The following is a 26520-nucleotide window of genomic DNA, read 5'->3' on the forward strand; positions in this document are numbered from 1 at the left end:
GTTGTTCGCAGAACTGTCGATCCGAGCGCACCGAGTAGAACGCGAGGAGCAATTGCGCCTTGAGCAATCGCTCCGGCGGAATCGACGGCCGCCCACCCTTGGCATAAAGCGCATCCAGATCCGCCGAAATGGCCGACAGCGCCGTATCGGCCAACTTCTTCACCGGCCGCAGCGGGTGATCGGCGGGAATCCGCGATTCGACCGAGAAGTAGTGAAACATCGAGGACTGGGGATTGACTTCGCCGCGCATCGTTGCTCTGCCTGGGGTGGACGCTTATCCCTACGACAACTGAATCCCCGAATCGTTCACCGGGTTTTGCATCACCCTGTTAGTCGTCCGCGGCTGGTACGAAGCGCCCGCACCACCCCTGGGTGGCAATGTGCAGTTGCTCGCGGGTGCGGCGCTGCAGGGTGAAGGCGGCGCCGTCCGCCAGCGCCATGCGCGCCAGCCAGTTGGCGGCGGGGCCAAGGCGCAGTTGATCCTTGCTCAGGCGGGCTTCAAGTGTGGCGCCGCTGCGGCAGATGCGCCCGGCGCCTTCGGCCCATAGGCTCTCGTCGGTTTTCACGAATGCCAGCTTCAGCGCGCCATTGTGTTCGCTGATGCTGACACGCATGGGTTTGCCGTCGTCCATCGAGGTTTCCTCCCAGCGCAGCGGGAAAGCGGGGTCGCCGGCCAACTGGCGCAGTTCGTGGATGCTCGACGCGCAACGCGGCGGTTCTTGGGCATGGGCGCAGCAGGCCAAGGGCAGGGCGAGCAGGGCAGCGATGGCGGGCGGGGGGATCCTCATGCGGCTCAGTCTGCTACCGCGATGTGTCGGGCGTGCGACGGTTCTGTTGCGTGATAGCAACTGCCTATGCACGGGATCGTGACGATCAATTGGATTGATTTTGACCGAGCCATTAATCTTCACTCCGTCGCACAAGACTTTGTCCTTAGCCCGAACAACACAGGAGAAACACCATGAGCGCTTCCCTCATCAACACCGAAATCAAGCCCTTCAAGGCCACCGCGTTCCACAACGGCAAGTTCGTCGAGGTGTCGGATGCCGATACCAAGGGCAAGTGGTCGGTCTTCTTCTTCTACCCGGCCGATTTCACCTTCGTCTGCCCGACCGAGCTGGGCGACCTGGCCGACAACTACGCCGAGTTCCAGAAGCTGGGCGTCGAGATCTACGGCGTGTCGACCGACACCCACTTCACGCACAAGGCCTGGCACGACACGTCGGAGACCATCGGCAAGATCAAGTACCCGCTGATCGGCGACCCGACCCACCTGCTGTCGCGCAACTTCGGCGTGCTGATCGAAGAAGCCGGCCTGGCCGAGCGTGGCACCTTCGTGGTCGACCCGGCCGGCAAGATCCAGATCATCGAAGTGAACGCCGGTGGCATCGGCCGCAACGCGGAAGAGCTGCTGCGCAAGGTCAAGGCCGCGCAGTACGTCGCAGCCCACCCGGGTGAAGTGTGCCCGGCGAAGTGGAAGGAAGGCGAAGCCACGCTGGCACCGTCCCTCGACCTCGTCGGCAAGATCTAAAGCCGCGATTGCGCCTGCTGCGCGGGCCAATCTCGGGGCTGTGATGCTCGCCGTGCCTCACGTACGGCTGCGCTTCTCACCCCGACCTTGGCCCGCTCACGACGGCGCACTCGCGACTTTGGTCGCGCCAAAAGAGCCGCCCCGGCGGCTCGCAGTGCAAAGCGGGTTAGCTAGCGCGCTTTGCACTGCGATCCACAGAACCCCCCGGCCCTTGCCCGACGCAAGGGCCCGCAAATAGGAGTGCCACCATGCTTGAAGCGAACATCAAGGCCCAGTTGAAGGCTTACCTCGAACGACTCGTGCAGCCGATCGAACTGGTCGCCTCGCTCGACGACGGCGCCAAGTCGCGTGAGCTGCACGGGCTGCTCGAAGAAATTGCCACCTTGTCGGACAAGGTCAGCCTGCGGGTGGATGGCAGCAACGCGCGCCGCCCCTCGTTCGGCATCAGCCTCAAGGGCGAAACGCCGCGCGTGCATTTCGCCGGCATTCCGATGGGCCATGAGTTCACCTCGCTGGTGCTCGCGCTGCTGCAGGTGAGCGGCTATGCGCCGAAGCTGGAAGAGGGAGTGGTCGCGCAGATCAAGGCGATCGAAGGCAAGTTCAGCTTCGAGACTTTCATCTCGCTGTCGTGCCACAACTGCCCGGACGTGGTGCAGGCGCTCAACACGATGGCAGTGCTGAACCCGAATTTTGAAGCGGTGATGATCGACGGCGCGCTGTTTCAGGCCGAGGTCGATGCGCGTCAGATCATGGGTGTGCCGTCGATCTACCTCAACGGTGAGCTGTTCGGACAGGGCCGCATGGGCGTCGAGGAGATCCTCGCCAAGGTCGACACCGGCGCCGCGGCGCGCGAAGCCGAGAAGCTCAACCAGAAGGGCGTGTTCGATGTGCTGGTGGTGGGCGGTGGCCCGGCCGGTGCATCGGCTGCGATCTACGCCGCCCGCAAGGGCATCCGCACCGGCGTGGTGGCCGAGCGTTTCGGCGGCCAGGTCATGGACACGATGGCGATCGAGAACTTCATCTCGGTCAAAGCCACCGACGGCCCCAAGCTCGCCGCCGGGCTGGAGCAGCATGTGCGCGACTACGACGTCGACGTGATGAACCTGCAGCGCGCCGTCGGGCTGGAGCCCGCCGCCACGCCGGGCGGCCTGCACACGGTGAAGCTCGCCTCAGGCGCCACGCTGCAGAGCCGCAGCGTGATCCTCTCGACCGGCGCGCGCTGGCGTGAGATGGGCGTGCCCGGCGAGCAGCAGTACAAGACCAAGGGCGTGGCTTTCTGCCCGCACTGCGACGGGCCGCTGTTCAAGGGCAAGCGTGTTGCGGTGATCGGCGGTGGTAACTCCGGCGTGGAAGCGGCGATCGACCTCGCCGGCATCGTCGCCCACGTCACCCTGCTCGAATTCGCCGATACCCTGCGTGCCGACGCGGTGCTGCAGAAGAAGCTGCACAGCCTGCCGAACGTCAAGGTGATCACCTCGGCGCAGACCACCGAAGTGACCGGCGACGGCAGCAAGGTCAATGGCATCTCGTACAAGGATCGCGTCAGCGGCGCAGCGCACCACATCGCGCTCGAAGGCATCTTCGTGCAGATCGGTCTGCTGCCGAACACCGACTTCCTCAAGGACGTCGTCAAACTCTCGCCGCGAGGCGAGATCGAAGTCGACGCCCGCGGCGAAACCTCGGTGCCGGGCGTGTTCGCAGCCGGCGACGCGACGACCGTACCCTACAAGCAGATCATCATCGCGATGGGCGAGGGGGCGAAGGCGAGCCTTGGGGCGTTTGATCATCTGATCCGAATCTCGGCACCGGCTTGATGTTGGGTATCTCGGCGTAGGGACGGCCAGCCGGTCGCTGCGCCGCAGGCTAGATTTTCCCCTGAGGTGATCAGTCCTCAGGGGATATTGGCCGTGGGGTCGGTTGCATTCAAGCAGTCCTGCGCTTGTCGCCAAGCTTGCCGTTCAGCGCCGGCGCCCCTGTCGCCGGATGGGCTTCAAAAAAGGCGATTGAGCCTTTGTGCAAGCAGGCCAATCCATTCATGCAGGGCGTAAAAGCCGGCGTAGGCGCTGCTCGCGCTGGGCAGGGCGGGCATCGCCTGCGCATCACCGCCCTGGCTGCTGAGGTAGGCGGTTGGGGCGGGGTAGACGGTCATGCCGGTGCGTTCGAACTCGCCGACCGAACGGGGCATGTGGGCCGCGTGGGTCACCAACGCGATCCGGGTGATCCCGGCCGGGCGTAGCAGGCGGGCGCTGAGTTCGGCGTTTTGTCGGGTGTCCAGCGCGGCGCCTTCGACCCAGCGTGCGGTGATGCCGAAATCGTCCTTGAGGGTGCGCCGCATCAGTTCGGCTTCTGAGGTGCCCTTCGTCGGTGCGCCGCCGGTCACCAGCACCGGCAGGCCGCTCAGCCGTGCAAGCCGGGCGCCGTAGCGAACCCTTTCAAGCGTGATGCGGTTGATCGTCTCGCCGCCGTATTCCGGCGCGCTGCTGCGCCGGCCCCCGGCCAGGATCACGATGGCCTGCGCTTGCTTGAGCGTGGCCGATGTGATCGGCGGCTGGTCTTCGAGCCCGCGCAGCATCCAGGCCACGCTGGCCGGCCAGCACAGCACAAGACTCAAGACGATGCCGCCCCAGGCAAGCCAAAGGCCGGCGCGGCGGCGCCGCATGATCAGCACCAACCCGGTGCCGGTCACCAGTAATGGCAGCATCGGAGGGAGCAGGAAAATGCCAATCAGCTTCTTGGCGACAAAGGCGATTGAGGCAAGTTCCATGGTTTGCGTTGTGACAAGCAGGGCGGGGCCAGTATTATCGCAGGGGAAGGCGGGAGCGCTGCCGATGCGGCAGGCGCGCTGCGGGGCTTAGGGAGAGACATTTTGGGTTTGCGCGAAGTCATCTTGGCATTGGTGGTGCTGCTGTGCCTCTATCTCGCCTGGGTGGTCATGCGCCTCTTTCGTGTTTCGCACAAACCCGCCCGCGAGCAGCGCATTGAGCCCGAGTACGAGACGATTCTCGACACCAGCGATCTGATGCGGGAGCCCGTGCCAACGCCACTGCCTCCGGCGGCTGATGCGCCGATGCAGCCCGATCTGGCGCATGCGCGGGCAGAGCGGGAGGCTTTCGATGCCTTGGTCGAGCTTGCGCGCCTGCGATTTCAGGTGGAAGCGCTGGAAGCGGCCAACGCCGCCTTGCGTGAGGATTTTGAGATTGCCCGTGAAGCGCTGGGCGCCGAAATCGCAGCGCTGCGCAACGCACGCAGCGTATCGCCGCAGTACGGTGAGGCGGTGGTGCTGGCTCAGCGCGGGCTGGAAACCGAGGCGATCGCCGAGCGCTGCGGCATCTCGGTGTCGGAAGCTGAACTGGTGGCCGCCTTGTCGCGCGGCATCAAACCTCAGGAGTGAGCCTGCATGGCTGAATTGAGCCCAAGCAACGCACCGCCGCAACCGGATGAACGCCGCAAGCTGCTCTTGCGAGGTGGCGGCGCCCTCGTCGTGATAGGGGCCTTGCTGGTCGTGCTGTGGGTGTGGGAGCGCAATCAGACCGAGGCCCCGCCGGCGCCGCAGGTGCGCGCGGTGGTGCCGACACCCGAGCAGATTCGCGCAGCCAGTGGCGAGGCCGCCCCAGCAGCGCAGTCCGCCGCCATGCCGGCCGGCGAGGCTTCGGCGCCGCAGTCGGCCGATTCGATGAGCGCGGCGCAAAGCGAGCCGGCAACGCAAGACATCGCGGAAGAAACCCGCGGGGTGGAGGTCATCGAGACGCTACCCTCGCCGCCGACGCCCGCCCGCCAAGCCGAGCCGATCGTTGCCGAAGGCACGGCAGGGCGTAGCCGCGCGCCGGCTGCGGCCGAGCCGACGCCCAGCGTGGCGGCGCCCGCGCGCCTTGTCGTCCAGACCGAACCGGCCCCGCCCGGCGTGAAGCCGCCGGCCGGCCGCGCCTTTGCGCTGCAGGCGGGCGTATTCTCGACACCCAAGAACGCGGAAGATCTGCGCGCGCGCCTCGAATTGGCGGGGATACCCGCGCAGTTGGAGACGCGGGTGGTGGTGGGGCCTTTCAATACGCGGCAAGACGCAGAAAAGGCGCAGAACAAACTCAAGGCCTTGGGGCTGGCGCGCGGTCAGTTGGTGACCGTCAAGCTGCCCTGAGCGAATCAGACAAACGGCCTGATCAGGCCGGACAAGGGGAGGGGAGTCATGCAAATCGAAAGCCCGGTGTTTGGCAGTATCGATGTTCCAGACGACAAACTGATCAGTTTTCCGGCCGGGTTGCCCGGCTTCGAAGACTGCAAGCTTTTTGCCTTGCTGCATCCGGATGCAGCGCAGCCGCGCGTGTTCTACCTGCAGTCGGTCGAGGATCCGGGGATTGCGTTTTCGATCGCCTCGCCCGATCAGTTCGGCCTGCACTACGAGTTCAGCCTGAGCGATGACGAACTGGCCATGATCGGGCTTGATTCGGCCGACAAGGCGGCGGTGATGGTGATCCTGCGGCGCGACAATCCGGACGACGCAAACTCGCCGGTGCGCGCGGTGCTTACTGCGCCGCTGGTGATCAACCTTGAATCGCGAAAAGGGATTCAGAAGCCGATCGCCAATATCGGTTGCGACATCACGCTGCGCTCGAATGACTGATCCCGAGCGGAGGCGTTTCGCGCCTCCGCAATTCGATACCACCCCATCAGGAGCAATGCAGTGAGCAAGCAAATCATTTCGACCACCCATGCACCGGCGGCCATCGGCACCTATTCGCAGGCGGTGAAGGTCGGCAACACGGTCTACCTCTCGGGGCAGATTCCGCTCGATCCGGCGACCATGACGCTGGTGGAAGGCGGCTTTGAAGCGCAGACCGTCCGCATGTTCGAAAACCTCAAGGCGGTGGCCGAAGCGTCTGGCGGATCGCTTGCCGATGCGGTGAAGCTCACGATCTACCTGACTGATCTGTCGAATTTCGCCACCGTGAATACCGTGATGGCGCGCTACTTCAGCGAACCCTATCCGGCGCGCGCCGCAGTGGGCGTGAAAGAGCTGCCGCGCGGCTCGCTGGTGGAAGCCGACGCGATTCTGGTGCTCGGCTAGGCCCGCAGCCCCCTTCATCGCCACCCGGGAGGCGGACATGCGTTTCGAAAACGGCCGCGAAAGCGACAACATCGAAGACCGCCGTGGCGGCGGTGGCGGCATGGCCTTCGGCGGGCGCTCGATCGGTGTGGGGACGGTTGTGCTTGCACTGGTGGCCTGGTACTTCGGCATCGACCCTTCGCTGGTGCTCAATCAGGGCGCGATGGCCCCAGCGGCGACCCAGCAGCAGGGGCCGGCGCGACCGGTGACCGAAACCGCAAGCGAAGCGCAGGCCCGCAAGCTGGTGGCGATGGTGCTGGGCGACACCGAAGTGACCTGGGGCAAACTATTCGAGGCCGCCGGCCGCGAGTACCCGCAGCCCAAGCTGGTGCTCTTCCGTGGCCAGACACAAACCGCCTGCGGCCGTGGCGAGGCAGCGATGGGGCCGTTCTACTGCCCGGGCGACGAAAAGGTCTACATCGACCTTGCCTTCTACGATGAGCTGGCGCGGCGCTTCAGGGCGCCTGGCGACTTCGCGCAGGCTTATGTGATTGCGCACGAAGTGGGCCACCATGTGCAGCACGTGCTGGGCATCTCAGACAAGATGCGGCAAGCCCAGCAAGGCCGTAGCGAGGCGCAGAAGAATGCGCTGCTGGTGCGGCTTGAACTGCAAGCGGACTGCTTTGCCGGCTTATGGGCCAAGCAGGCCGTGGCGAGCGGCAACCTGACGCTGGAGCCCGGTGATGTGGAAGAGGCGCTGACCGCAGCCTCCGCGATCGGTGACGACACGCTGCAAAAGCAGGCGCGGGGCGTGGTGGTGCCGGAAAGCTTTACCCATGGCTCGTCGGATCAGCGGGTGCGCTGGTTCTCGCGTGGGCTGGAGCAGGGCGACGTGCGCGCCTGCGATACCTTCAAGGCGCGCGAGCTTTAGCCCTTCAGGCGGGTAGCGTTTGCGCCGGTGCGCGCTGATACGCAGTGGCGCGGTGGCACCCGTAGAATCCACCCCCATGCCCGCCGCCAAGTCAAAGCAGCCGGAAACCATCGGCTTCACCACACTGCCCAAGCCGCTCGCGAGCCGGTTGAACAAGCTCGGCCTCTTCCGCGAGGCGGATCTGGTCTTGCACCTGCCGCTGCGCTACGAGGACGAAACCCGGGTTGATCCGATTGCCGGCGCACCGCTGGGCGTGGCGGCGCAGGTAGAGGGCGTGGTGCAGCACTGCGAGATCAGTTTTCGTCCGCGCCGGCAGCTGGTGGCCCGCATCGCCGACGATACCGGCGAACTCACGCTGCGCTTTCTGAACTTCTACCCCAGCCAGCAGAAACAGCTGACCGAAGGCACGCGGGTGCGGGTGTTCGGTGAAATCCGCGGCGGCTTTTTCGGTGACGAAATGGTGCACCCGCGGGTGAAGGTGGTGAGTGAGGGCGAAGCCCTGCCCGCCGCGCTGACGCCCGTCTACCCCGCAACCGCCGGGCTTGCCCAGAGCGCGATGCGCAAGCTGATCGACCGTGCGATGAAGCAGGTTTCGCTCGCCGATCTCCTGCCCGAAGCACTGCGCAAATCGCTGCGCCTGCCGGAGTTCGAGCGTTCGGTGCGCGCCTTGCACCACCCGCAGCCCGGTATGTCGATGAGCGCGCTGGAAGACCGCACTCACCCCGCCTGGCGACGCATCAAGTTCGAGGAATTGCTGGCGCAGCAGCTCTCGCTGCGCAAGGCCTACGCGGCGCGGCGTGCGCGGCGTGCGCCGGTGCTGCGCGGCGACGGGCGCTACAGCGGTGCTTTGCTCGAAAGCCTGCCGTTTGCTCTCACTGGCGCGCAGCAGCGTGCGGTGGACGAGATCGGGCGCGATCTTTCGACGCCGCATCCGATGCAGCGTTTGCTGCAAGGTGATGTGGGTTCCGGCAAGACCATCGTGGCCGCGCTGGCGATGCTGCAAGCGGCGGAAGCCGGCTGGCAGGCGGCGCTGATGGCGCCGACCGAGATCCTTGCCGAACAGCACTTCCGCAAGCTCGAAGCCTGGCTCGCGCCGCTCGGTATCAAGGTCGCGTGGCTCGCGGGCAGCCAGAAGAAGAAGGCGCGCGAGGCGGCGCTGGCGATGCTGGCGTCCGGTGAAGCCCTGCTGGCGGTCGGCACGCATGCGCTGATCGAAGACCCGGTCGCGTTCCCGAAGCTCGGGCTCGCGGTGGTCGACGAGCAACACCGCTTCGGCGTGCGCCAGCGCCTTGCGCTGCGCGAGAAGTACGAGGGTTCCGACGCCCCGTTGCCACACATGCTGATGATGAGTGCGACGCCGATCCCCCGCACGCTGGCGATGAGCTTCTACGCCGACCTCGATGTGTCGGTGCTCGACGAGCTGCCGCCCGGCCGCACACCGATCGTCACCAAGCTTGTGGCCGATGCACGGCGCGACGAAGTGATCGCGCGGGTGCGCGATGCCTGCCGCGAGGGGCGTCAGGCTTACTGGGTCTGCCCGCTGATCGAAGAGAGCGAAGCGCTGCAATTGCAAACCGCGGTGGAAACGCACGAGCGCCTGCTTGCCGAGCTGCCCGACCTGAAAGTCGGCTTGGTGCACGGACGCCTGAAGGCGGACGAGAAGGCCGCCGTGATGGGCGGCTTTGTCGCGAACGAGATCCAGGTGCTGGTCGCGACGACGGTGATCGAGGTGGGCGTTGATGTGCCCAACGCGAGCCTGATGGTGATTGAGCACGCCGAGCGTTTCGGGCTCGCGCAGCTGCACCAGTTGCGTGGCCGCGTCGGGCGCGGCGCCGCTGCGTCGGCCTGCATCCTGATCTACAGCCAGCCGTTGTCTCAGACCGGGCGTGCGCGCTTGAAGGTCATCTACGAACACACCGATGGCTTCGCGATTGCGCAAGAGGATCTTCGCCTGCGCGGCCCCGGTGAATTCATCGGCGCACGGCAAAGCGGCAGCGCCTTGCTGCGGTACGCCGATCTGGATGCCGATGGCGACCTGGTCGAGGCCGCCCGCCGCGCGGCGGAAGAACTGCTCGCGCGCCAGCCCGCGGCGGCGGCAGCCATTCTTGAACGCTGGCACGGCGGCCGCAGCGAATACTTGAAAGCGTGAAGGAGCAAGACCTATGCATCCCAACGAAGCCTTGATCCACCGTTTTTATGAAGCGCTGATGCGCAAGGATGGCGCCGCCATGGCCGCGTGCTATGCGCCCGACGGCGAATTCTGCGACCCGGCATTCGGGCTGCTGACCGCGGCAGAAGCGGGCGCGATGTGGCGCATGCTGACCGCGCGCGCCCGGGATCTGAGCGTGGCCCTGAGCGCGGTGAGTGCGGATGCCGAACAAGGTTCGGCTCATTGGGACGCCACCTACACCTTCAGCAAGACCGGGCGCATCGTGCGTAATCGCATCGATGCACGATTTCGCTTTCGCGACGGCTTGATCCTCAGTCATGTTGATCGCTTCAGCCTGTGGCGATGGGCGGCGATGGCAATGGGGCCGGTCGGTGCAGTGCTGGGCTGGACGCCGCCGCTGCGCAAGGCCATCCGCCGCCAGAGCCGCGCGGCGCTGGATGCCTGGATCAAGCGCGAACGTGACGCTGACTGAGTGACTGAGCTCCATTGCCTACCCGCTCATGACGAACGGTGCCATCTCGCCACGCCAAACCCTGTCTGAGCAAGCCTGGCCATCACGGCGCCGGGGGGCTCTCGCCGCTGCCGAGCGCTTCAGCGGGCAGGGCGAGACCGTGCTGTCTTCGGCAGCCATCGGCACGGATGCGGGCCTGGCGAAGAGCGCGGTCTAGCTCTACTTTTGAACCAAGGAAGCGCTATTTCTTGGCGTGCTTGAAAGTGCGACGTGATGGCTTGATCCATACGGTGACGGACGTGTCGCAGGTAGCACGCGAAGCCGTCCGGCCCCGCTTCATCGCGGCCTACCTTGACGAATTGCGCGCACATTCCGGGCGCCTGCGCCTTGCGGCGATTCGCAATACCGTGATTGAGCGCAACCTCGCGGTCGAAGTGGGGCCGCCTGTGAGCGCCCACTGGCGCGAATGCTCTCTGAAGTGAGCAGAGCTGCTGCCGGCGCGTGCGGGATCAGCCAGGCGCAAGGCATAAGGCGCCTGACCCAGACCTACGCGATGACGATCGGTCTGTGGCAAATGCTTGACTGGCCCCCCGCGCTGGCGGCATTGCTGCAACAGCCGGAGTTTTCGCTGCTGCGGGCCGACTTTGAGACGGAGCTGCGTGACGCGCTTGAACGCTTGTGGGCATAAGCGGGCCGAGCGAGGCTGGCAGGGCTTTGGTACGATTGTTGAACAATAACCCCCCTGAGTGGATTTCACCCGATGCTGGACCAAGAACCAGAACTGATCACCTTGCAGGCCGGCGCGTGCTCGGCCGTGATTGCACCTGCGATCGGCGGGCGCTTGTTCGCCTGCACGGCGGAAGTCGACGGTCAGGTGCGTGACCTCATCCTGCCGGTGCCGCGCGACCAGCCCTTGGCAAAAGCCATTGCAAATGCCGGCTGCTACCCGCTGGTGCCGTTTTCAAACCGCATCGAGAACGCACGCTTCGAGCACCAAGGTCGTAGCGTTGCGCTGACGGCGCACCCGCTGGGCGCGCCGCACGCCATTCATGGCATCGGCTGGGTGAAGCCCTGGTCGGTGGTTGAATGTAACGGCCGTGCGGCCAGCTTGCGCATCGACCACGAGGCGGACGCGTGGCCGTGGTCGTTCTCGGCAGAGCAAACGTTTTCACTCGATTCCGGCGGGCTCACGGTATCAATGCTGGTGACCAACCGCAGTGATTCCGCGATGCCGTGCGGCATGGGTTTTCATCCCTATTTTCCGTGTCCGGCGGGCACCCGCCTGCGCGCCCGCGTGCGCGATCATTGGCTGCTGCGGCCCGATTGCATTCCGTGCGGCAATGAGCGAGCGCTCGGGCGTTTTCCCTTCGACGGGACGACGCCCTTGCGAAGCGGGCTCGACGATGGCTTCTCGGGCTGGGATCGCCGCGCCCGTCTGGACTATGCCGACTACTCGATCGAGCTGACCGCAACGCCTGGGCTCGACCGCCTGGTTGTCTACTCGCCCACACATCTGCCGTTGGTGTGCGTTGAGCCAGTCAGCCACATCACCAACGCGATGAACCTTGAGGCGGTGGCGCGACGGCAAGCGGGGTGGCGGGTGATCGAGCCCGGTGCATCGTGGCTGGAATCCATGCATCTGGCGGGCAAATCCGCGCGCGCCTAGCTGCACTGCAGCAACTGAACCGGAAAATGGCTGTGGTATAAGCGCGGGATCCCCCGAGTTATGTGAGCGCCACGATGAAACGCCTGTTTGCTGCAACGGCGCTGGCCGCGTTGTCTTTCAGTGCCGTGCTTGAAGCTGCCCCCGCTGCGGGGCCGACCAACCCTTCGGCGCAAGCGCCACGCCCCAGGATTGGCCTGGTGCTGGGCGGCGGCGGCGCGCGCGGGCTTGCGCATGTTGGCGTACTTGAACAGCTTGAGCGCCTGCGGGTGCCGATTGACTGCATCGCAGGGACCAGCGCCGGCGCGCTGATCGGCGGGATCTACGCGTCGGGCATGCCGCTTCCCGAAATGCGCAAGCGGCTCGAAGAAGCCAACTGGGACAAGCTGATCGGCGGTACGCCCGATCGAGCCAATCTGCCCTATCTGCGCAAGAAGGACGACTACCAGAACCTGGCTGCGGTGACTTTCGGGGTGGACTCAAGCGGCTTCAAGGTGCCCCGCGCGGTGGTTGGTTCGCAGCTGATTGATCGTTTCTTGCGCGAAATGACGCGCGACATCCATCGCGACTCCTTCAAGGATCTTGCGATTCCCTTTGAAGCGGTGGCGACCGATCTGGTGTCGGGCGACATGAAAGTTTTTGAAGGGGGCGACCTTGCGATTGCCCTGCGCGCCAGCATGGCGGTGCCGGGGGTGTTCGACGTGGTTGAAGATGACGGTGGCCGCCTGCTGGTCGACGGCATGTTCGTGCGCAATCTGCCGGTAGAAAACCTCAAGACGCCCCAGCCCAAGGGCTGTGGGGCCGATGTGCTGATCGTCGTCGACGTTGGCACCCCTACGCTCAAGAAGGATGAGATCGTCACCTTCCTTGACGTGGCTGCGCAGGCGATGAACGTGGCGACCGGGCGCAACGTGATCGAGCAGCGCAAGCTGCTTGGCCCGCAAGACATCCTCATCGAGCCCGACCTCACCGGGTATTCGCCAGCGAGCTTTTCGGATGTGCGAGAAATCATCAAGCGTGGCCGTACCTATACCGAAGAGAACGAGCAGCGGCTCGGGCAACTGGGCGTGAGTGAAGATCAATACGTTGCCTGGCTCGCCAACGTCATTGCGCGCGCTGGCGATGTCACGAAACCCTATGATCGCCTGCTCGTTACCGAGACGCGTTTTGTGCCCCAGGACAGGGTGCAGGAGGTCATCACCGGCAAGGTGCCGCCCGCCACGCAGGCGCAGTTGCTCGAACGCTTCGATACGCTGTTCGATACCGGCGACTTCGACAGCATCAACTACCGCCTGAGTTCGGACAATGGCCAGCGGATTGCGACGATCGCCCCGATCGAACGCGCGGTGGGCCCCAACTACCTGCGTTTTGGCCTCGATTTCAAGCTCGACACCTATCGCACTGCCGAGATCGGCTTTCTGATTAACTACCAGATGACCTGGCTGAACCGCTGGGGCGCGCAATGGCGCAACGATCTGAGATTGGGCGCTGACAGCTCGTTCCGCACCGAGTTTTACCAGCCCCTGTGGGGCTCGCGCGCCTTCATGGTAGTGGGCGCCTCACTGATGGATTCACGGTTGCCGCTCTTTACCGAAGACGGCGACCGCCTGTTCGAGTTCGGGATCGGGCAGACCCGCCTGGAGGCGGGCATGGGGTATTCGCTCGGGCGATATGGTGAAGCACGCCTTTCCGGGTACATGGGGCGCATTGAGGCCGATTTGATCACCGGCGGTTTTGGTTTCTCGAGCGCCACAAAATCCAATTTGCGCGCGCTGAATACGTCGGTCGTGATCGATCAGCTCGACAATCCAAAATGGCCTCGAAACGGGTATTTCTTCCGGGGTGAATATAGTCTGGCCAAGTTTGACTCATCCGAAAAGCTGGCAAACCTGATTGAGGTCGATGGCGACTTGGTCGGCACTTTGGGGACATTCACTTCGCGCGCGACTTTGCGTCTGCGTGGATCAATTGAGCAGGAGCTGAGCGAGGTACCTACCCTCAACACGCTTGGCGGCTTTTTGCAGCTCTCCGGGCTGCAAACCGATCAGCTGACCGGCGCGAGTACCGGCCTCGGGCGGATCATGCTCTACAAGCAGATCGGCTCCTTGTTGCCGCAGTTGGGTTCGGGTACTTACATCGGCGGGTCGGTGGAGGGGGGCAAGGTCTGGAGCCAGCTGATCGACGGCAGAGACTCGCGACTCATCCCCGCTGGCTCACTCTACTTCGGTGTGGATACCTTGCTGGGCCCGCTCTACTTGGGCGTCGGCTACGCCGACCGCAACGGCGGCCAGTGGGCGGGGTATATGTACCTGGGTTACGTCAACTGAGTTTGGCGAGAGCACGCTGCCGGCACTAAGCCGCAGCGTTTGGGCCCGAAGCGTGGGGCGTCAGGGCGACGTGTTGTGGCGTCGCGCGATGCGCGCGCGGACCACCGTCGGGCGCACCCGAAGCCTTCTCGTCGATGCGAATCACGCGTTTGAAGGGGGCCGTCGTCCACTGACGACGCTTGCGTCACGCGATCCAGCTGACGCCGGCGTCTTCGCCGTCTTCGTCATCAAACGGGTCCGCCAGTTCGTGCTCGTGCAGTTCTGCTGCGCGCATCGCCTGCATCAGGTCGTGGTCGCTCACCCGCAGCAGCGGCCCGGGGGCCTTGTCGGCGGAAAACAGGAAGGGGCGGGGGTTGGGCGTCATCATCTCGTGACCTCGATTCGCTAGTGTCGCGGGGCCAAGCTACGCCGACCATGTTGCAGGCATGTTTCATGCTCGCCTTGGCACGAAATGCTGCGTGGCTTGATCGAGCGAAACCCGCGGCCGTGAAGCATCTCCTCCCGATTGGCCGTGAAATCCATGACAATGGGAAGTTGCGCAAAAGAAGGGTACGACATGATTTTTGTGACAGGCGGAGCCGGGTACATCGGTTCGCACACCTGCGTTGAACTGCTCCAGGCGGGCTTCGACGTCACGGTTTACGACAACTTCTGCAATAGCCACCCCGAGGCGCTCGCCCGCGTCGAGCGGATCACCGGCAAGTCTGTCCGGCTGGTGCGCGGCGACATCCGCGATCGCGCCGCGCTTGCCACGGCCTTGCGCGAGTCGGGTGCCGATGCGGTCGTGCATTTCGCAGGGCTCAAGGCGGTGGGCGAGTCGGTCGAAAAGCCGCTTTCCTACTACGACAACAACGTTGTCGGAACCGTGCGCCTGCTTGAGGCGATGGCCGAGTGCGGCGTGAAGTCGCTGGTCTTCAGTTCATCGGCCACCGTGTATGGCGATCCCCAGCGTTTGCCGCTGACGGAAGATCACCCGCTGTCGGCCACCAATCCCTACGGGCGCACCAAGCTGGTGATCGAAGAGATGCTGCGTGACCTCGAACGCAGCGATCCGTCCTGGCGCATTGCCACCCTCAGATACTTCAATCCGGTCGGCGCGCACGCGAGCGGCCTGATCGGGGAAGACCCGCAAGGGATACCGAACAACCTGATGCCGTTTGTTGCGCAGGTGGCGATTGGCCGCCGCGAGTTCCTCAACGTGTGGGGGCAGGACTACCCGACCCCGGATGGCACTGGCGTGCGCGACTACATCCATGTTGTGGATCTTGCCCTGGGGCACCTGTGTGCGCTGGAACGCCTGCGGCGGCAGGAAGGTTGCTTTGCGGTGAACCTTGGAACCGGCGTTGGCTACAGCGTGCTCGATATGGTGGCCGCATTCGAACGTGGCAGTGGGCGCCCGGTACCGTATCGCATCGCACCGCGCCGCGCCGGCGATATCGCCGCTTGCTATGCCGATCCGGCGATGGCGGCTGAGTTGCTGGGATGGCGTGCGGGCCGCGATCTGGATGCCATGTGCGCCGACACTTGGCGCTGGCAACAACAGAATCCCAATGGTTATGCCTTGCCCAGCGTTGGCATCGCATCCCCCTCCTAAGGAAGTGTGAAACTATGAACATTCAGTCTGTGATTCTTTCCGGTGGCTCTGGCACCCGCCTTTGGCCGGCCTCGCGCGAGCAGTATCCGAAGCAGCTGCTGGCCCTGACCGGCACGGATTCGCTGTTGCAGGCAACGGCGCGCCGCCTAGACGGTTTTGCCGGTGCCGTCCTGGCTGACACGATCGTGGTGAGTAACGAGGAATACCGCTTCGTCATTGCCGAGCAACTGCGGCAGATGGGCAAGCGAGGCCGGATCGTGCTCGAGCCGGCCGGGCGCAACACGGCGCCGGCCTTGACGCTGGCGGCACTGCTGGCGAGCGTGGACGGTGCGGATCCGGTTTTGCTGGTGATGCCCGCGGACCACGTCATTCCGAACCTGGCTGCCTTCCAGGGGGCGATCGCCGAAGGCGCGGCGCACGCTGAGGCGGGTGCGTTTGTGACCTTTGGCATCGTGCCCGATCGCGCGGAGACGGGCTACGGCTACATCCGTTCCGGGGCTGCGATTGAAGACGGCAAGAGTGCGCGCGCACTCGACGCGTTCGTCGAGAAGCCCGATGCCGCGACCGCGGCCGAGTATGTCGCAAGCGGCCGCTATCTCTGGAACAGTGGCATCTTCATGATGAAGGCCTCGCGCTGGCTCGCGGCAATCGACCGTTTCAATCCGGCCATGGCGCAGGCTTGCCGGAGCGCGATGGATCAGGCGACCAATGATGCCGATTTTGTTCGTGCGGACAAGGCGGCCTTCTTGGCCTGCCCGTCTGACTCGATTGACTATGCGGTGATGGAGAAACTGCCGACTGCCGCCGAACTCGGTCGTGGCGTGGTGGTTCCCCTGTCGGCGGGTTGGTCCGATGTGGGTGCCTGGGATGCGCTGTGGGAAGTCAGCGACAAGGATGCGGCCGGTAACGTTGGCCGCGGCGATGTGATGTTCGAGTCGACCGAAGGCACTATGGTCATGGCTGAGTCCCGTCTTGTCGCTGCGATTGGCCTCAAGGACATGGTGGTGGTTGAGACGCCCGATGCGGTGATGGTGGCGCACAAATCCAACACGCAAGACGTGAAGAAGATTGTTGCGCGCCTGAAGGCCGAAGGGCGTTCGCAGGCAACCAGCCATCGCAAGGTGTTCCGGCCTTGGGGCTGGTATGACTCGATCGACTCGGGTGATCGTTTCCAGGTCAAGCGGATCGTTGTGAATCCGGGCGCGAAGCTCTCATTGCAGATGCATCATCACCGTGCCGAGCATTGGATCGTGGTGCGCGGCACAGCGGAAGTGACCAACGGCGACAAGGTCTTCCTGCTTTCCGAGAACGAGTCCACCTACATCCCCTTGGGCCACACCCATCGCCTGGCCAATCCGGGCAAGGTGCCGCTCGAGATCATCGAGGTGCAGTCGGGATCCTATCTGGGAGAGGACGATATCGTTCGCTTCGAGGACATCTACTCGCGCTGAGCGCACGCCTTCGCCCTGGGTTTCATGGGGCGCAAATGACAAAGGGCCGCGAATGCGGCCCTTTGTTGTTGAAGCGCAGCGGCTTCAGACCACCGCTTCTTCCTTGCGTTTGGGTTGCACGATGAACTGCTCGCGCTTGACGCCCAGCCACATCGCCAGCGGCGCCGCAACCAGCACCGATGAGTAGATGCCGAAGAGGATGCCGATGGTCAGCGCCAGGGCAAAGTAGAACAGCGTCGGGCCACCGAAGACCAGCATTGACAGCACCATCATTTCGGTCGAGCCGTGGGTGATCATGGTCCGCGAAATGGTCGAGGTGATCGCGTGGTCGATGACTTCTGTGACCGACATTCCGCGCATGCGGCTATTGCGGAAGGTCTCACGCACGCGGTCGAACACCACCACCGACTCGTTCACCGAGTAGCCCAGCACGGCAAGGATCGCCGCCAGCACCGGGAGCGAGAACTCCCACTGGAAGAAGGCGAAGAAGCCCAGGATGATGACCACGTCGTGCAAGTTGGCGATGATCGCGCTGACCGCCAAGCGCCATTCAAAACGCACGGCTAGGTAGGCGACGATCCCTGCGATCACCAGCAGCAGCGCGAGCCCGCCATCCGACGCGAGTTCCTTGCCGACCTGCGGGCCGACGAATTCGACGCGGCGCAGCTCGGCGGCCGGGCCTTCGACCTTGGCAAGCGTCGCCTTTACGCGTTCCGAGATCTGCGCACTCGTTTCGTTGGCCCGGTTGGGCAGACGAATCATCACGTCGCGCGAACTACCGAAGTTCTGGACCTGGAAGTCGACGAAGCCGTCATCGGCCAATGCCTTGCGGATTGGTTCGAGCTGGGGCGCCGTCGCGTAGTTCACTTCAAGCACCGTACCGCCGGTGAATTCGATCGAGAAGTGCAGACCGCGGGTTGCGAGGAAGAACACTGCGGCGACGAAGGTTACAAGCGATATGACGTTGAAGATCAACGCATGCCGCATGAACGGTATGTCTTTCTTGATGCGGAAGAATTCCATTTTCTCGGCTTCCGTTATGAAACAGTTTCAAGCGCAGGCGACTCGCGCCGCCTGCGCACAAGGTCTTACTCTTTGTCGGCGGTCGGGCGCCAGATCTGGCCGATCATCACCGACTGCAGCTTTCGACGACCGCCGTAGATGAAGTTCGTGATCATGCGCGACACCAGCACCGAGCTGAACATCGAGGTCAGGATGCCGAGGCAATGCACCACCGCGAAGCCACGTACCGGGCCGCTACCGAAGATCAGCAGCGCAATACCTGCGATCAGCGTTGTCACGTTGGAGTCGAGAATCGTGCCAAAGGCGCGATCGTAACCCGCCGCAATGGCCGCTTGCGGGCTGGCGCCGTTGCGCAGCTCTTCGCGGATCCGCTCATTGATCAGCACGTTCGCGTCAATGGCCATGCCGAGCGTGAAGGCGATAGCCGCGATGCCGGGCAGCGTCAGCGTGGCTTGCAGCAGCGACAACAGACCGAGCAGCAGCAAGAGGTTCGCGCCGAGCGCGAGCACCGACACCACGCCGAAGACCATGTAATAGACGATCATGAATACCGCGATCGCGACAAAACCCCACATCGTCGACTTGAAGCCTTTTTCGATGTTGTCCGCGCCCAGGCTCGGGCCGATCGTGCGTTCTTCAATGATGTCCATCGGCGCTGCGAGCGAGCCGGAGCGGATCAGGATCGACAGGCTTGTTGTTTCCTCAGCGGTGAACTGGCCGGTGATCTGGAAGCGGTTGCCGAATTCGCCCTGGATCGTTGCGACCGAGATCGCCTCGCCTTTGCCGCGTTCGTACAGGATGATCGCCATGCGCTTGCCCACGCTTTCGCGGGTCACATCGCGCATGATGCGGCCGCCTGCGGCGTCAAGGCTCACGGCCACGGCAGGTTGCTGGTTGTTGTCGAAGGTTGCATCGGCGCCATTGAAGCGGTCGCCGGTCAGCACAACCTGCTTCTTCACGGCAACCGGGATCACCGTGCCATCGCGGCGGCGCTCGGGAATCACATCCACGCCGACGCTGCTACCACTCTGCGTTGCCGCTTCGTCCACCATCCGCACTTCCAGCGTTGCGGTGCGGCCGATCAGGGATTTGGCCTTGGCCACATCCTGCACGCCTGGCAGTTGCACCACGATGCGGTCTGCGCCCTGCTGCTGGATCACCGGCTCGGCAACACCCAGTTCGTTGATCCGGTTGTGCAACGTAACGATGTTCTGCTTGACCGCGTCCTCCTGAATGCCGCGCTTGGCAAGCTCTTTGAGGCTGGCGACGATCAGTTGCTCATCGCCATCGGTCTTGTCGATCAGTTGAAGATCGGGCAGGCGGTCGGCGAATACGTTGCGGGCCTTGTCGCGCGTTGCGGCGTCACGGAAGCGCACCACCAGCGTTTCACCGTCGCGGATGATGCCGCCATGGCGAATGTCCTTCTCGCGCAACATGGTGCGCATGTCACCGGTGGTGGAGTCCAGGCGTTTGGTCAGCGCCCCTTTCATGTCCACCTGCAGCAAGAAGTGCACGCCGCCGCGCAGGTCCAGGCCCAGGTACATCGGCAGGGCGTGGATCGCGGTCAGCCACTTCGGGCTGGCCGACAGTAAGTTCAGCGCGACGGTGTGACCCGGATCTTTAGGGTCCGGGTTGAACGCGTGCTCCAGCGCATCCTTTGCCTTGATCTGCGAATCCGGATCCTTCAGACGCACGCGTACCGAGTTGTTGTCGAAGTACAGGGCGTCGAAGGGAATCTTTGCCTCGGCCAGCGTCTGTTCGGCGAGCGCAAGGCTGGATTCATTGAGGCGGATCGTCGACTTTGCGCTCGACACTTGTACGGCCGGTACTTCACCGTAGTAGTTGGGGAGCGTGTAGACGATACCGAACAGCAGAACCACCATAATCAGGAGGTTCTTCCAGAGGGGGTAACGGTTCATGGTGTGGGTTCGGGCCTGAAGGGGGCGGGCGGCGGAAGGGGGGAGCCCCTTCCGCTCGACGAAGGGTTACGCGCTCTTGAGCGTGCCCTTGGGCAGGACGACGGCGACGGCTGGCTTCTGCACCAGCACTTCAACGCCGTCAGCGATTTCAACGCGGACGTAGCTTTCACCGACACTGGCGATCTTGCCGGCAACACCGCCTTGGGTGATCACTTCATCGCCCTTCTGCAGGGCTTCGAGCACCGCTTTGTGCTCTTTGGCCTTCTTCATCTGGGGCCGAATCATCAGGAACCACAGGATCCCGAACATCAGGATCAGGGGCAGCATGCCCATGATCCCGCTCATGGGGTCAGCCGCGGCACCCGCGGTCTGGGCGTAGGCGTTCGAAATCAGCACGTTACACTCCGCTCAAAATGGATGAATACAAACCGCCGAGTATAGCAGTGCACGGCGTCGTGCCCGGTTTGCGTCCGGGGCGTGAAAGCGGATGATTGCGGCAGCTCAGTCGATGCCACGGGCGCGGCGCGCATGGAAGTCGGGCACAAAGGCGTCAAAGCGGTCGGCGTCGATCGCTTCGCGCATTTCGCGCATCAACTGCTGGTAGTAATAGAGGTTGTGGATCGTCATCAGACGCGGGCCCAGCATTTCGGCCGCGCGATCCAGGTGGTGCAGGTAGGCGCGCGAGAAATGGCGGCAGGTGTAGCAGCCGCAGGCCTCGTCGATGGGGCGCGGATCATTGCGGTGTTTGGCATTGCGGATCTTGAGATTACCCCACTGGGTGAAGAGCCAGCCGTTGCGCGCGTTGCGGGTGGGCATGACGCAGTCGAACATGTCGATGCCGCGCGAGACGCCGTAAACCAGATCCTCTGGCGTGCCGACGCCCATCAGGTAGCGTGGTTTGTTCGTGGGCAGGCGCGGCGCAGTGTGGGCGAGGATGCGTTCCATCTCTTCCTTGGGCTCGCCGACAGAGAGTCCGCCGATCGCAAAGCCATGGAAGCCAATCTCGCTGAGGCCGGCGAGCGATTCCTCACGCAGGTCTTCATGCATGCCGCCTTGCACGATACCGAACAGGGCGTTCGGATTTTCGAGCCGATCAAATTCGTCGCGCGAGCGCCGAGCCCAGCGCATCGAAAGCCGCATCGATTCCGCCGCCGTGGCGTGGTCGGCCGGGTAGGGCGTGCATTCGTCGAAGATCATCATCACGTCAGAATTCAGGCCGCGCTGGATCCGCATTGACTCTTCCGGCGTCAGCATCAGCTTCGCGCCGTCGATCGGCGAGCTGAACTTCACGCCTTCTTCGGTGATCTTGCGTAGCGCGCCGAGCGAGAACACCTGAAATCCGCCCGAATCGGTGAGGATCGGTTTGCGCCAGCCCATGAAGTCGTGCAGCCCGCCGAAGGTTTTCATGACTTCGGGGCCGGGGCGCAGCCACAGGTGAAACGTGTTGCCGAGGCAGATCTGCGCGCCGATTTCGTCGAGTTCGTGCGGGCTCATCGCCTTGACCGTGCCGTAGGTGCCCACCGGCATGAAAACCGGGGTGTCGACGATGCCGTGGTTCAGTTGCAGGCGGCCGCGGCGGGCGCTGCCAGAGGTGCGGAGTAGGTCGAAATGCATGGTCAAGCCCTTTCGAGCAGCATGGCGTCGCCATAGCTGAAGAAGCGGTAACGCGCAGCGATTGCATGGGCGTAAGCGGCCTTGATCGTCTCTGTGCCGGCAAAGGCAGATACCAGCATCAGGAGCGTCGATCGAGGCAGGTGGAAGTTCGTTACCAGTTTGTCGGCGACCCGGAACTCGAAGCCCGGCGTGATGAATATGTCGGTCTCGCCCGCGCCCGCGCGCAAGGTGCCGCCCCGTGCCGCAGACTCCAGCGCCCGCAGGCTGGTGGTGCCTACACAAACCACCTTGCCCCCGTTTGCGCGGGTGGTCTCGATCCGTTCGATGGTCTCTTGCGGAATGACATACCACTCCGTGTGCATGACATGTTCGTCGATCCGCTCGACGCGGACCGGCTGGAAGGTGCCCGCGCCGACATGCAGTGTGACGGCGGCTGTGCGCACCCCGCGCGCCTGTAAATCCGCAAGCACGCGCTCATCAAAATGCAGGCCCGCCGTTGGTGCGGCAACCGAGCCCAGGTTCTTGGCAAACACCGTCTGATAGCGCGTTTCATCTGCTTCTGCCGCAGCGCGGTCGATGTACGGCGGCAAGGGGAGGCGGCCGTGTCGTTCGATCAGTTCGATCACCGTCTCGTCTTCAGGAAAGCGCAAATGAAAGAACTCCCCCACGCGCCCGAGGACCTCAACGTCAAATGCATCCATCAGGCGGATGCTGCTGCCGGGCTTCGGAGATTTGCTCGCCCGAATCATTGCCAGAGCCTCGTGCTCGCCCAAAGGCCGCTCGATCAGCACTTCCACCTCGCCGCCGGTGCGCTTGCGCCCATAAAGCCGTGCATGCAGCACCCGGCTATCGTTGAAGACCAGCAGATCGCCGGGCGCAAGCAGCTCGGGCAATTGTTTGAAAGACATATCTTCGAGCTCCTGCGGCAATGCCTTGAGCAGGCGGCTGGCGCTGCGTTCAGCCAGTGGTGCTTGGGCAATCAGCTCGGCAGGAAGGTCGAAATCAAACTCTGAAACAGTTAACGGCATGAGCTTTGCTTGATGATGGAGCACTTTTTGGGGATAATGGGCGACTTCCGCGCCGGGATGGCGGAATCGGTAGACGCAGCGGATTCAAAATCCGCCGGTGGTAACACTGTGGGGGTTCGAGTCCCCCTCCCGGCACCACTTCATCGACACTTGAAATTATGGGGTTCGTCTCCAGATTCGTGTCGAACCCCTGATTTTATTGAGTCCCATGGCTGCAGGCAAACCAAACGCCCGGCGCCGCACCGCATTTGCCGTGCTTGCGCTTGCAATGGCCGGAGTCGGCTCCCTGCCGGAAACCGCTCACGCCACCGTTCGAGGTCGCATCAACTACGGCGACGGCATGTCTTTGCCGCCGCAGGCGGTGATCGACATCGAGCTGACCGATATCTCCCGCTCCGGCGCGCCGGCGCAGGTCTTGGCGCGCATGCGTTTGTCGGCGGAAGAGGATGGGCCGATCCCGTTCGAAATTTCGGTGCCATCTGCGCGCATTGACCAGCAGTGTACCTATGTTCTGTCGGCGCGGATTTCCTACGGCGGCAAACTGTTGTACACCAACACGTCGACCCATCGGGTGCTGACACAGGGTGCGCCGATCAAGGTTGACCTCCGGGTTGAGCGCGTGGCTGCCTGAATCGCGACATTGCAGTAGTCGGCGATTTCTGCAAACGAAACGCCTCAGTGAAAAAGCGCCGCTTGCGGCGCTTTTTTGTTGGCGAATGCTTGCGGTGCCGGCCTATGCGGCGCGCCTTGTCCTTGCTTCAGTCATCGGCGTCATGTGCGCTGTCCGTCTCAAACCAGTTGAGTTTCTCCCGTAGTGCCACCACGCCGCCGATGACCAGCAAGGCGGGCGGTTTGAGCTGTGCTTGAGCGACGAGATCGGGCAGGCTTGCGATGGTGCCGACGATGGTGCGTTGCTTGCGGAGCGTTGCATGGCGGATCGCTGCAGCCGGCGTCTCTGGTGGTAGGCCGTGGGCGATCAGCGCTTGGCTGATGATGGGTAGCGCGGCGATGCCCATGTAGATCACCACAGTTTGTTGCGGCCTTGCCAGGCTGACCCAGTCGAGGTCGCAGCTCCCGTCATGGAAGTGACCGGTCGCAAAGACGCAGGTTCGCGCGATTTCGCGGTGGGTGAGGGGGATGCCCGCGAACGCGGCGACGCCGCTTGCTGCGGTGACGCCTGGTACGACTTCGAACTCTATTCCGGATTCGAACAGCTCAAGGATCTCTTCGCCGCCACGGCCGAAGATCAGCGGGTCGCCGCCCTTGAGCCGCACCACCTTTTGCCCCGATTTGGCAAGCGCGACCAAGAGTGCATTGATTTCGGACTGCGCCAGTGTGTGATTGCCCGCCCGTTTGCCAACATAGATCTTGGTCGCATTCGGCGGAGCAAGATCCATGACGCCTTCGCCGACAAGATAGTCAAACACGATGGCGTCGGCCTGCCCAATGATTCGTGCGGCACGAACCGTCAGTAGATCCGGCTCGCCCGGACCGCCTCCCACAAGATAGACCTTGCCTGCAGGGGTTGGTTGTTCAGGCGCCGTCATGCTGAATCTGCTCGCGGATGAGAACTGGGCTCTGGAGTGTAGCATCGGCGCGGAAATCAGCATCTGCGGCGCCCGGATGAATGCAATCCTGGATGCGACGGGCAATTCACACGCCTATAATCCGCGCACATTTATTGCGGAGCAGCATGAGGCCCTGTGCCTCGAGAGTTCAAGCCATGCAGAATTCCCCGAGCGGCGATCACGGTAGCGTCCAGTCACATGGGCGCCTTGCAGCACTGACGATTGCCGCGGTCGGCGTGGTCTTTGGTGACATCGGCACCAGCCCGCTCTACACCATGAAGGAGGTCTTCGGCTCGCACGGTCTGGCGCCAACTCACGCGAATGTGCTGGGGATTCTATCTCTGGTGTTCTGGTCTCTCGTCATCATCGTTGCGCTCAAGTACGTGGTTTTCATCATGCGGGCCGATAACCGCGGCGAAGGCGGCATCATGGCCCTCATGGCGCTTGCGCAGCGGACCGCCTCCAAAAGCCCGCGAACGCTTTGGTGGCTGACTGCCGCGGGTTTGTTTGGCGCCGCCTTGTTCTATGGCGACGGGGTCATTACCCCTGCGATCTCGGTGCTTTCCGCGGTCGAGGGCGTTGCTGTGGCCCAACCCGCCTTCGCGCCAATGATTCTGCCGATCTCCTTGGTGATCATCGTGGGGCTCTTTTCGTTCCAGCGCAAAGGCACGGCGAGCGTCGGCGCCTTGTTCGGCCCGGTCATGATCGTCTGGTTCGTGGTGCTGGGTTTGCTCGGGCTGCGGCAAGTGGTGAGCATGCCCAGCGTGCTGATGGCACTTAACCCCCTGTACGCGCTGGCGTTCTTTGCGGAGCACGGCGGGCATGGGTTTCTGGTACTCGGCTCGGTCGTTCTGGCCGTGACTGGCGCTGAGGCGCTTTACGCCGACATGGGGCATTTTGGACGGCGCCCGATCAAACTGGCGTGGTTCGCGCTGGTTTTGCCCTGTATCTACCTGAACTACCTGGGGCAGGGGGCGTTACTTGTTTCTGATCCGGCGAGCGCGCGCAACCCGTTCTTCTTGCTGGCGCCGTCATGGTTGCTCTATCCGCTCGTGGGGCTTGCGACGCTGGCCGCCATCATCGCCTCACAGGCTGTGATTTCAGGGGCGTACTCCCTGACGCGCCAGGCCATGCAGCTTGGATACTGCCCGCGCTTCAGCCTGGTTCATACGTCGGATCGCGAGATCGGCCAGGTCTATGTACCAGCCATCAACATGACTTTGCTGGGTGCGGTGATTGCGCTCGTTGTTGGCTTCAAGTCGTCGAGCGCGCTTGCATCGGCCTATGGCATCGCGGTGACGCTGACGATGTTGATCGATACGCTGCTGGCGTTCGTCGTCGTGCGTTCCTTGTGGGGATGGTCATCGTGGCAGGGGGGGCTCTTCCTTGCTGGTTTCCTGATCGTCGATCTGGCGTTTGTGCTTGCGTGCGCAATGAAGATCTTCGATGGAGGCTGGTTTCCGCTGTTGATGGGCTCCGGGGTGTTCCTCCTGTTGATGACGTGGCGGAAAGGGAAGCGGATTGTTGCTGAGCGCACGCGTACCGATACGATTCCGCTCGAGTTGTTCATCCAGTCGCTGTTCCACTCGCCGCCGCAACGGGTCTCCGGCACCGGCATATTCATGACCACCAACCCGGAAGGCGTGCCGCGGGCGCTCTTGCACAACCTGCTCCATAACAAGGTCTTGCATGAGCGCGTCGTGCTGCTGACTGTGGTGACAGAAGATGTCCCGTTCGTACCGGAAATCGATCGGGTGTGGGTCGAACACCTGGACTATGGATTTCTGCGTGTCTCCCTGCACTATGGCTTCAAGGACGACCCGGACATCCCGACCGCGCTGAGCCAAGCGATCGCGCAGGGCTTCGAGTTCGAGATGATGGAGACCTCGTTCTTTCTTGGGCGAGAGAAACTCATCCCCCGAATCAAGGGTGCGATGCCGATGTGGCGCGAGCGGTTGTTCATCTTCATGTTCCGCAATTCCGGCAGTGCAGCGGATTTTTTCAAGATTCCGGCCAACCGTGTGGTCGAGTTTGGAACTCAGGTTGAGTTGTGATGAACTGCTCGCGTGAACTGGAGAAAATTACGCCCGAGTTCACTAAAGGCAATAGATTCAATCGCTTGGCCAGATTTTGACGTCTTTGCCGGTGTGACCTCCTTCACGTGGTTTTCATAGTCACTGAAGTACTGTTCCCCCATTCAGAAATTAAAGCG

At 63.4% G+C, this 26520-nt stretch carries 27 protein-coding genes and 1 tRNA gene; 18 read left to right on the forward strand and 10 right to left on the reverse strand.

What is annotated here, in order from left to right:
* Both OPU71_RS12225 and OPU71_RS12230 read right to left on the reverse strand, forming a co-directional pair.
* Positions 1–250: transposase (locus tag OPU71_RS12225; protein ID WP_267728261.1), on the reverse strand; the 250-nt coding region annotated here is incomplete at its 3' end.
* Positions 251–329: 79 nt separating this feature from the next.
* A complete protein-coding gene (locus OPU71_RS12230) occupies positions 330–788 on the reverse strand; it encodes a hypothetical protein (RefSeq protein ID WP_267728262.1) in 459 nt (152 codons plus the stop codon).
* 173 nt (positions 789–961) lie between these two features.
* On the opposite strand from OPU71_RS12230, the gene ahpC reads away from it, so the two are divergent.
* Positions 962–1531, forward strand: coding sequence for an alkyl hydroperoxide reductase subunit C (ahpC, locus tag OPU71_RS12235; protein WP_267728263.1), 570 nt, complete (start codon positions 962–964; stop codon positions 1529–1531).
* Positions 1532–1779: 248 nt separating this feature from the next.
* Positions 1780–3345: an alkyl hydroperoxide reductase subunit F gene (ahpF, locus tag OPU71_RS12240; protein WP_267728264.1), complete on the forward strand. Its 1566-nt coding sequence runs from the start codon at positions 1780–1782 to the stop codon at positions 3343–3345.
* Between the two features lie 176 nt (positions 3346–3521).
* Here ahpF and OPU71_RS12245 read toward each other — a convergent pair whose 3' ends face one another.
* Complete coding sequence (locus tag OPU71_RS12245) at positions 3522–4295, reverse strand: YdcF family protein (RefSeq protein ID WP_267728265.1); 774 nt, start codon at positions 4293–4295, stop codon at positions 3522–3524.
* 108 nt (positions 4296–4403) lie between these two features.
* Here OPU71_RS12245 and OPU71_RS12250 point away from each other — a divergent pair, with 108 nt between their 5' ends.
* From OPU71_RS12250 to OPU71_RS12300, 11 genes are all read left to right on the forward strand, one after another.
* A complete protein-coding gene (locus OPU71_RS12250) occupies positions 4404–4922 on the forward strand; it encodes a DUF2802 domain-containing protein (RefSeq protein ID WP_267728266.1) in 519 nt (172 codons plus the stop codon).
* Positions 4923–4928: 6 nt separating this feature from the next.
* Entirely contained in the window at positions 4929–5663 is a 735-nt protein-coding gene (locus tag OPU71_RS12255; protein WP_267728267.1) for an SPOR domain-containing protein, read from the forward strand.
* A gap of 48 nt (positions 5664–5711) precedes the next feature.
* On the forward strand, positions 5712–6146 hold the full coding sequence (fliW, locus tag OPU71_RS12260; RefSeq protein ID WP_267728268.1) for a flagellar assembly protein FliW: 435 nt from the start codon (positions 5712–5714) through the stop codon (positions 6144–6146).
* A 60-nt stretch (positions 6147–6206) separates the two neighbouring features.
* Positions 6207–6590 (forward strand): RidA family protein, encoded by a 384-nt coding sequence (locus tag OPU71_RS12265; protein WP_267728269.1) that lies wholly within the window; start codon positions 6207–6209, stop codon positions 6588–6590.
* Between the two features lie 37 nt (positions 6591–6627).
* On the forward strand, positions 6628–7500 hold the full coding sequence (locus tag OPU71_RS12270) for a neutral zinc metallopeptidase (RefSeq protein WP_267728270.1): 873 nt from the start codon (positions 6628–6630) through the stop codon (positions 7498–7500).
* 76 nt (positions 7501–7576) lie between these two features.
* On the forward strand, positions 7577–9649 hold the full coding sequence (recG, locus tag OPU71_RS12275) for an ATP-dependent DNA helicase RecG (RefSeq protein ID WP_267728271.1): 2073 nt from the start codon (positions 7577–7579) through the stop codon (positions 9647–9649).
* 13 nt (positions 9650–9662) lie between these two features.
* Complete coding sequence (locus OPU71_RS12280) at positions 9663–10142, forward strand: nuclear transport factor 2 family protein (protein ID WP_267728272.1); 480 nt, start codon at positions 9663–9665, stop codon at positions 10140–10142.
* A gap of 227 nt (positions 10143–10369) precedes the next feature.
* A complete protein-coding gene (locus OPU71_RS12285; RefSeq protein WP_267728273.1) occupies positions 10370–10603 on the forward strand; it encodes a hypothetical protein in 234 nt (77 codons plus the stop codon).
* The gene (locus tag OPU71_RS12290) at positions 10600–10809 is read left to right on the forward strand and encodes a hypothetical protein (RefSeq protein WP_267728274.1); all 210 of its coding nucleotides are present in this window, start codon (positions 10600–10602) and stop codon (positions 10807–10809) included. The genes OPU71_RS12285 and OPU71_RS12290 overlap by 4 nt, the downstream gene beginning before the upstream one ends.
* Positions 10810–10881: 72 nt before the next feature.
* Positions 10882–11787 (forward strand): aldose 1-epimerase, encoded by a 906-nt coding sequence (locus OPU71_RS12295; protein ID WP_267728275.1) that lies wholly within the window; start codon positions 10882–10884, stop codon positions 11785–11787.
* Between the two features lie 74 nt (positions 11788–11861).
* The gene (locus OPU71_RS12300; protein ID WP_267728276.1) at positions 11862–14111 is read left to right on the forward strand and encodes a patatin-like phospholipase family protein; all 2250 of its coding nucleotides are present in this window, start codon (positions 11862–11864) and stop codon (positions 14109–14111) included.
* 184 nt (positions 14112–14295) lie between these two features.
* Here the strand turns inward: OPU71_RS12300 and OPU71_RS12305 are convergent, their stop codons facing one another.
* Entirely contained in the window at positions 14296–14478 is a 183-nt protein-coding gene (locus OPU71_RS12305; protein ID WP_267728277.1) for a hypothetical protein, read from the reverse strand.
* 189 nt (positions 14479–14667) lie between these two features.
* Here OPU71_RS12305 and galE point away from each other — a divergent pair, with 189 nt between their 5' ends.
* A complete protein-coding gene (gene galE, locus OPU71_RS12310) occupies positions 14668–15705 on the forward strand; it encodes a UDP-glucose 4-epimerase GalE (RefSeq protein ID WP_267728278.1) in 1038 nt (345 codons plus the stop codon).
* A 14-nt stretch (positions 15706–15719) separates the two neighbouring features.
* Positions 15720–17156 carry a mannose-1-phosphate guanylyltransferase/mannose-6-phosphate isomerase gene (locus tag OPU71_RS12315; RefSeq protein ID WP_267728279.1) on the forward strand — a complete coding sequence of 479 codons (1437 nt, stop codon included), beginning with the start codon at positions 15720–15722 and terminating at the stop codon, positions 17154–17156.
* Positions 17157–17240: 84 nt separating this feature from the next.
* Here OPU71_RS12315 and secF read toward each other — a convergent pair whose 3' ends face one another.
* From secF to queA, 5 genes are all read right to left on the reverse strand, one after another.
* A complete protein-coding gene (gene secF, locus OPU71_RS12320) occupies positions 17241–18179 on the reverse strand; it encodes a protein translocase subunit SecF (protein ID WP_267728280.1) in 939 nt (312 codons plus the stop codon).
* A gap of 65 nt (positions 18180–18244) precedes the next feature.
* Complete coding sequence (gene secD / locus OPU71_RS12325; RefSeq protein ID WP_267728281.1) at positions 18245–20098, reverse strand: protein translocase subunit SecD; 1854 nt, start codon at positions 20096–20098, stop codon at positions 18245–18247.
* Positions 20099–20164: 66 nt separating this feature from the next.
* Positions 20165–20443, reverse strand: coding sequence for a preprotein translocase subunit YajC (gene yajC / locus OPU71_RS12330; protein WP_420712379.1), 279 nt, complete (start codon positions 20441–20443; stop codon positions 20165–20167).
* 156 nt (positions 20444–20599) lie between these two features.
* The gene (gene tgt, locus OPU71_RS12335; protein WP_267728283.1) at positions 20600–21712 is read right to left on the reverse strand and encodes a tRNA guanosine(34) transglycosylase Tgt; all 1113 of its coding nucleotides are present in this window, start codon (positions 21710–21712) and stop codon (positions 20600–20602) included.
* Positions 21713–21714: 2 nt separating this feature from the next.
* Complete coding sequence (gene queA, locus OPU71_RS12340) at positions 21715–22740, reverse strand: tRNA preQ1(34) S-adenosylmethionine ribosyltransferase-isomerase QueA (protein ID WP_267728284.1); 1026 nt, start codon at positions 22738–22740, stop codon at positions 21715–21717.
* A 51-nt stretch (positions 22741–22791) separates the two neighbouring features.
* Between queA and OPU71_RS12345 the strand changes: the two genes are divergently transcribed.
* Positions 22792–22878, forward strand: a tRNA-Leu gene (locus tag OPU71_RS12345).
* Positions 22879–22993: 115 nt separating this feature from the next.
* Positions 22994–23371 carry a YbaY family lipoprotein gene (locus OPU71_RS12350; RefSeq protein WP_267728285.1) on the forward strand — a complete coding sequence of 126 codons (378 nt, stop codon included), beginning with the start codon at positions 22994–22996 and terminating at the stop codon, positions 23369–23371.
* Between the two features lie 127 nt (positions 23372–23498).
* Here OPU71_RS12350 and cobA read toward each other — a convergent pair whose 3' ends face one another.
* Positions 23499–24392, reverse strand: coding sequence for a uroporphyrinogen-III C-methyltransferase (gene cobA, locus OPU71_RS12355; protein WP_267728286.1), 894 nt, complete (start codon positions 24390–24392; stop codon positions 23499–23501).
* 71 nt (positions 24393–24463) lie between these two features.
* Between cobA and OPU71_RS12360 the strand changes: the two genes are divergently transcribed.
* Positions 24464–26362, forward strand: coding sequence for a potassium transporter Kup (locus tag OPU71_RS12360; protein WP_267728287.1), 1899 nt, complete (start codon positions 24464–24466; stop codon positions 26360–26362).
* Positions 26363–26520 lie beyond the last annotated feature (158 nt).

The sequence above is a fragment of the Niveibacterium sp. 24ML genome, assembly GCF_026586805.1.
Lineage (GTDB): Bacteria > Pseudomonadota > Gammaproteobacteria > Burkholderiales > Rhodocyclaceae > Niveibacterium.

Coding starts and splice junctions, on each gene's coding strand:
- OPU71_RS12315 (WP_267728279.1), top strand. CDS start 15,720: ATGAACATTCAGTCTGTGATTCTTTCCGGTGGCTCTGGCACCCGCCTT.
- ahpC (WP_267728263.1), top strand. CDS start 962: ATGAGCGCTTCCCTCATCAACACCGAAATCAAGCCCTTCAAGGCCACC.
- recG (WP_267728271.1), top strand. CDS start 7,577: ATGCCCGCCGCCAAGTCAAAGCAGCCGGAAACCATCGGCTTCACCACA.
- yajC (WP_420712379.1), bottom strand. CDS start 20,443: ATGAGCGGGATCATGGGCATGCTGCCCCTGATCCTGATGTTCGGGATC.
- queA (WP_267728284.1), bottom strand. CDS start 22,740: ATGCCGTTAACTGTTTCAGAGTTTGATTTCGACCTTCCTGCCGAGCTG.
- tgt (WP_267728283.1), bottom strand. CDS start 21,712: ATGCATTTCGACCTACTCCGCACCTCTGGCAGCGCCCGCCGCGGCCGC.
- secF (WP_267728280.1), bottom strand. CDS start 18,179: ATGGAATTCTTCCGCATCAAGAAAGACATACCGTTCATGCGGCATGCG.
- OPU71_RS12230 (WP_267728262.1), bottom strand. CDS start 788: ATGAGGATCCCCCCGCCCGCCATCGCTGCCCTGCTCGCCCTGCCCTTG.
- OPU71_RS12300 (WP_267728276.1), top strand. CDS start 11,862: ATGAAACGCCTGTTTGCTGCAACGGCGCTGGCCGCGTTGTCTTTCAGT.
- OPU71_RS12360 (WP_267728287.1), top strand. CDS start 24,464: ATGCAGAATTCCCCGAGCGGCGATCACGGTAGCGTCCAGTCACATGGG.
- galE (WP_267728278.1), top strand. CDS start 14,668: ATGATTTTTGTGACAGGCGGAGCCGGGTACATCGGTTCGCACACCTGC.
- OPU71_RS12270 (WP_267728270.1), top strand. CDS start 6,628: ATGCGTTTCGAAAACGGCCGCGAAAGCGACAACATCGAAGACCGCCGT.
- fliW (WP_267728268.1), top strand. CDS start 5,712: ATGCAAATCGAAAGCCCGGTGTTTGGCAGTATCGATGTTCCAGACGAC.
- OPU71_RS12255 (WP_267728267.1), top strand. CDS start 4,929: ATGGCTGAATTGAGCCCAAGCAACGCACCGCCGCAACCGGATGAACGC.
- secD (WP_267728281.1), bottom strand. CDS start 20,098: ATGAACCGTTACCCCCTCTGGAAGAACCTCCTGATTATGGTGGTTCTG.
- OPU71_RS12280 (WP_267728272.1), top strand. CDS start 9,663: ATGCATCCCAACGAAGCCTTGATCCACCGTTTTTATGAAGCGCTGATG.
- ahpF (WP_267728264.1), top strand. CDS start 1,780: ATGCTTGAAGCGAACATCAAGGCCCAGTTGAAGGCTTACCTCGAACGA.
- OPU71_RS12245 (WP_267728265.1), bottom strand. CDS start 4,295: ATGGAACTTGCCTCAATCGCCTTTGTCGCCAAGAAGCTGATTGGCATT.
- OPU71_RS12305 (WP_267728277.1), bottom strand. CDS start 14,478: ATGATGACGCCCAACCCCCGCCCCTTCCTGTTTTCCGCCGACAAGGCC.
- OPU71_RS12295 (WP_267728275.1), top strand. CDS start 10,882: ATGCTGGACCAAGAACCAGAACTGATCACCTTGCAGGCCGGCGCGTGC.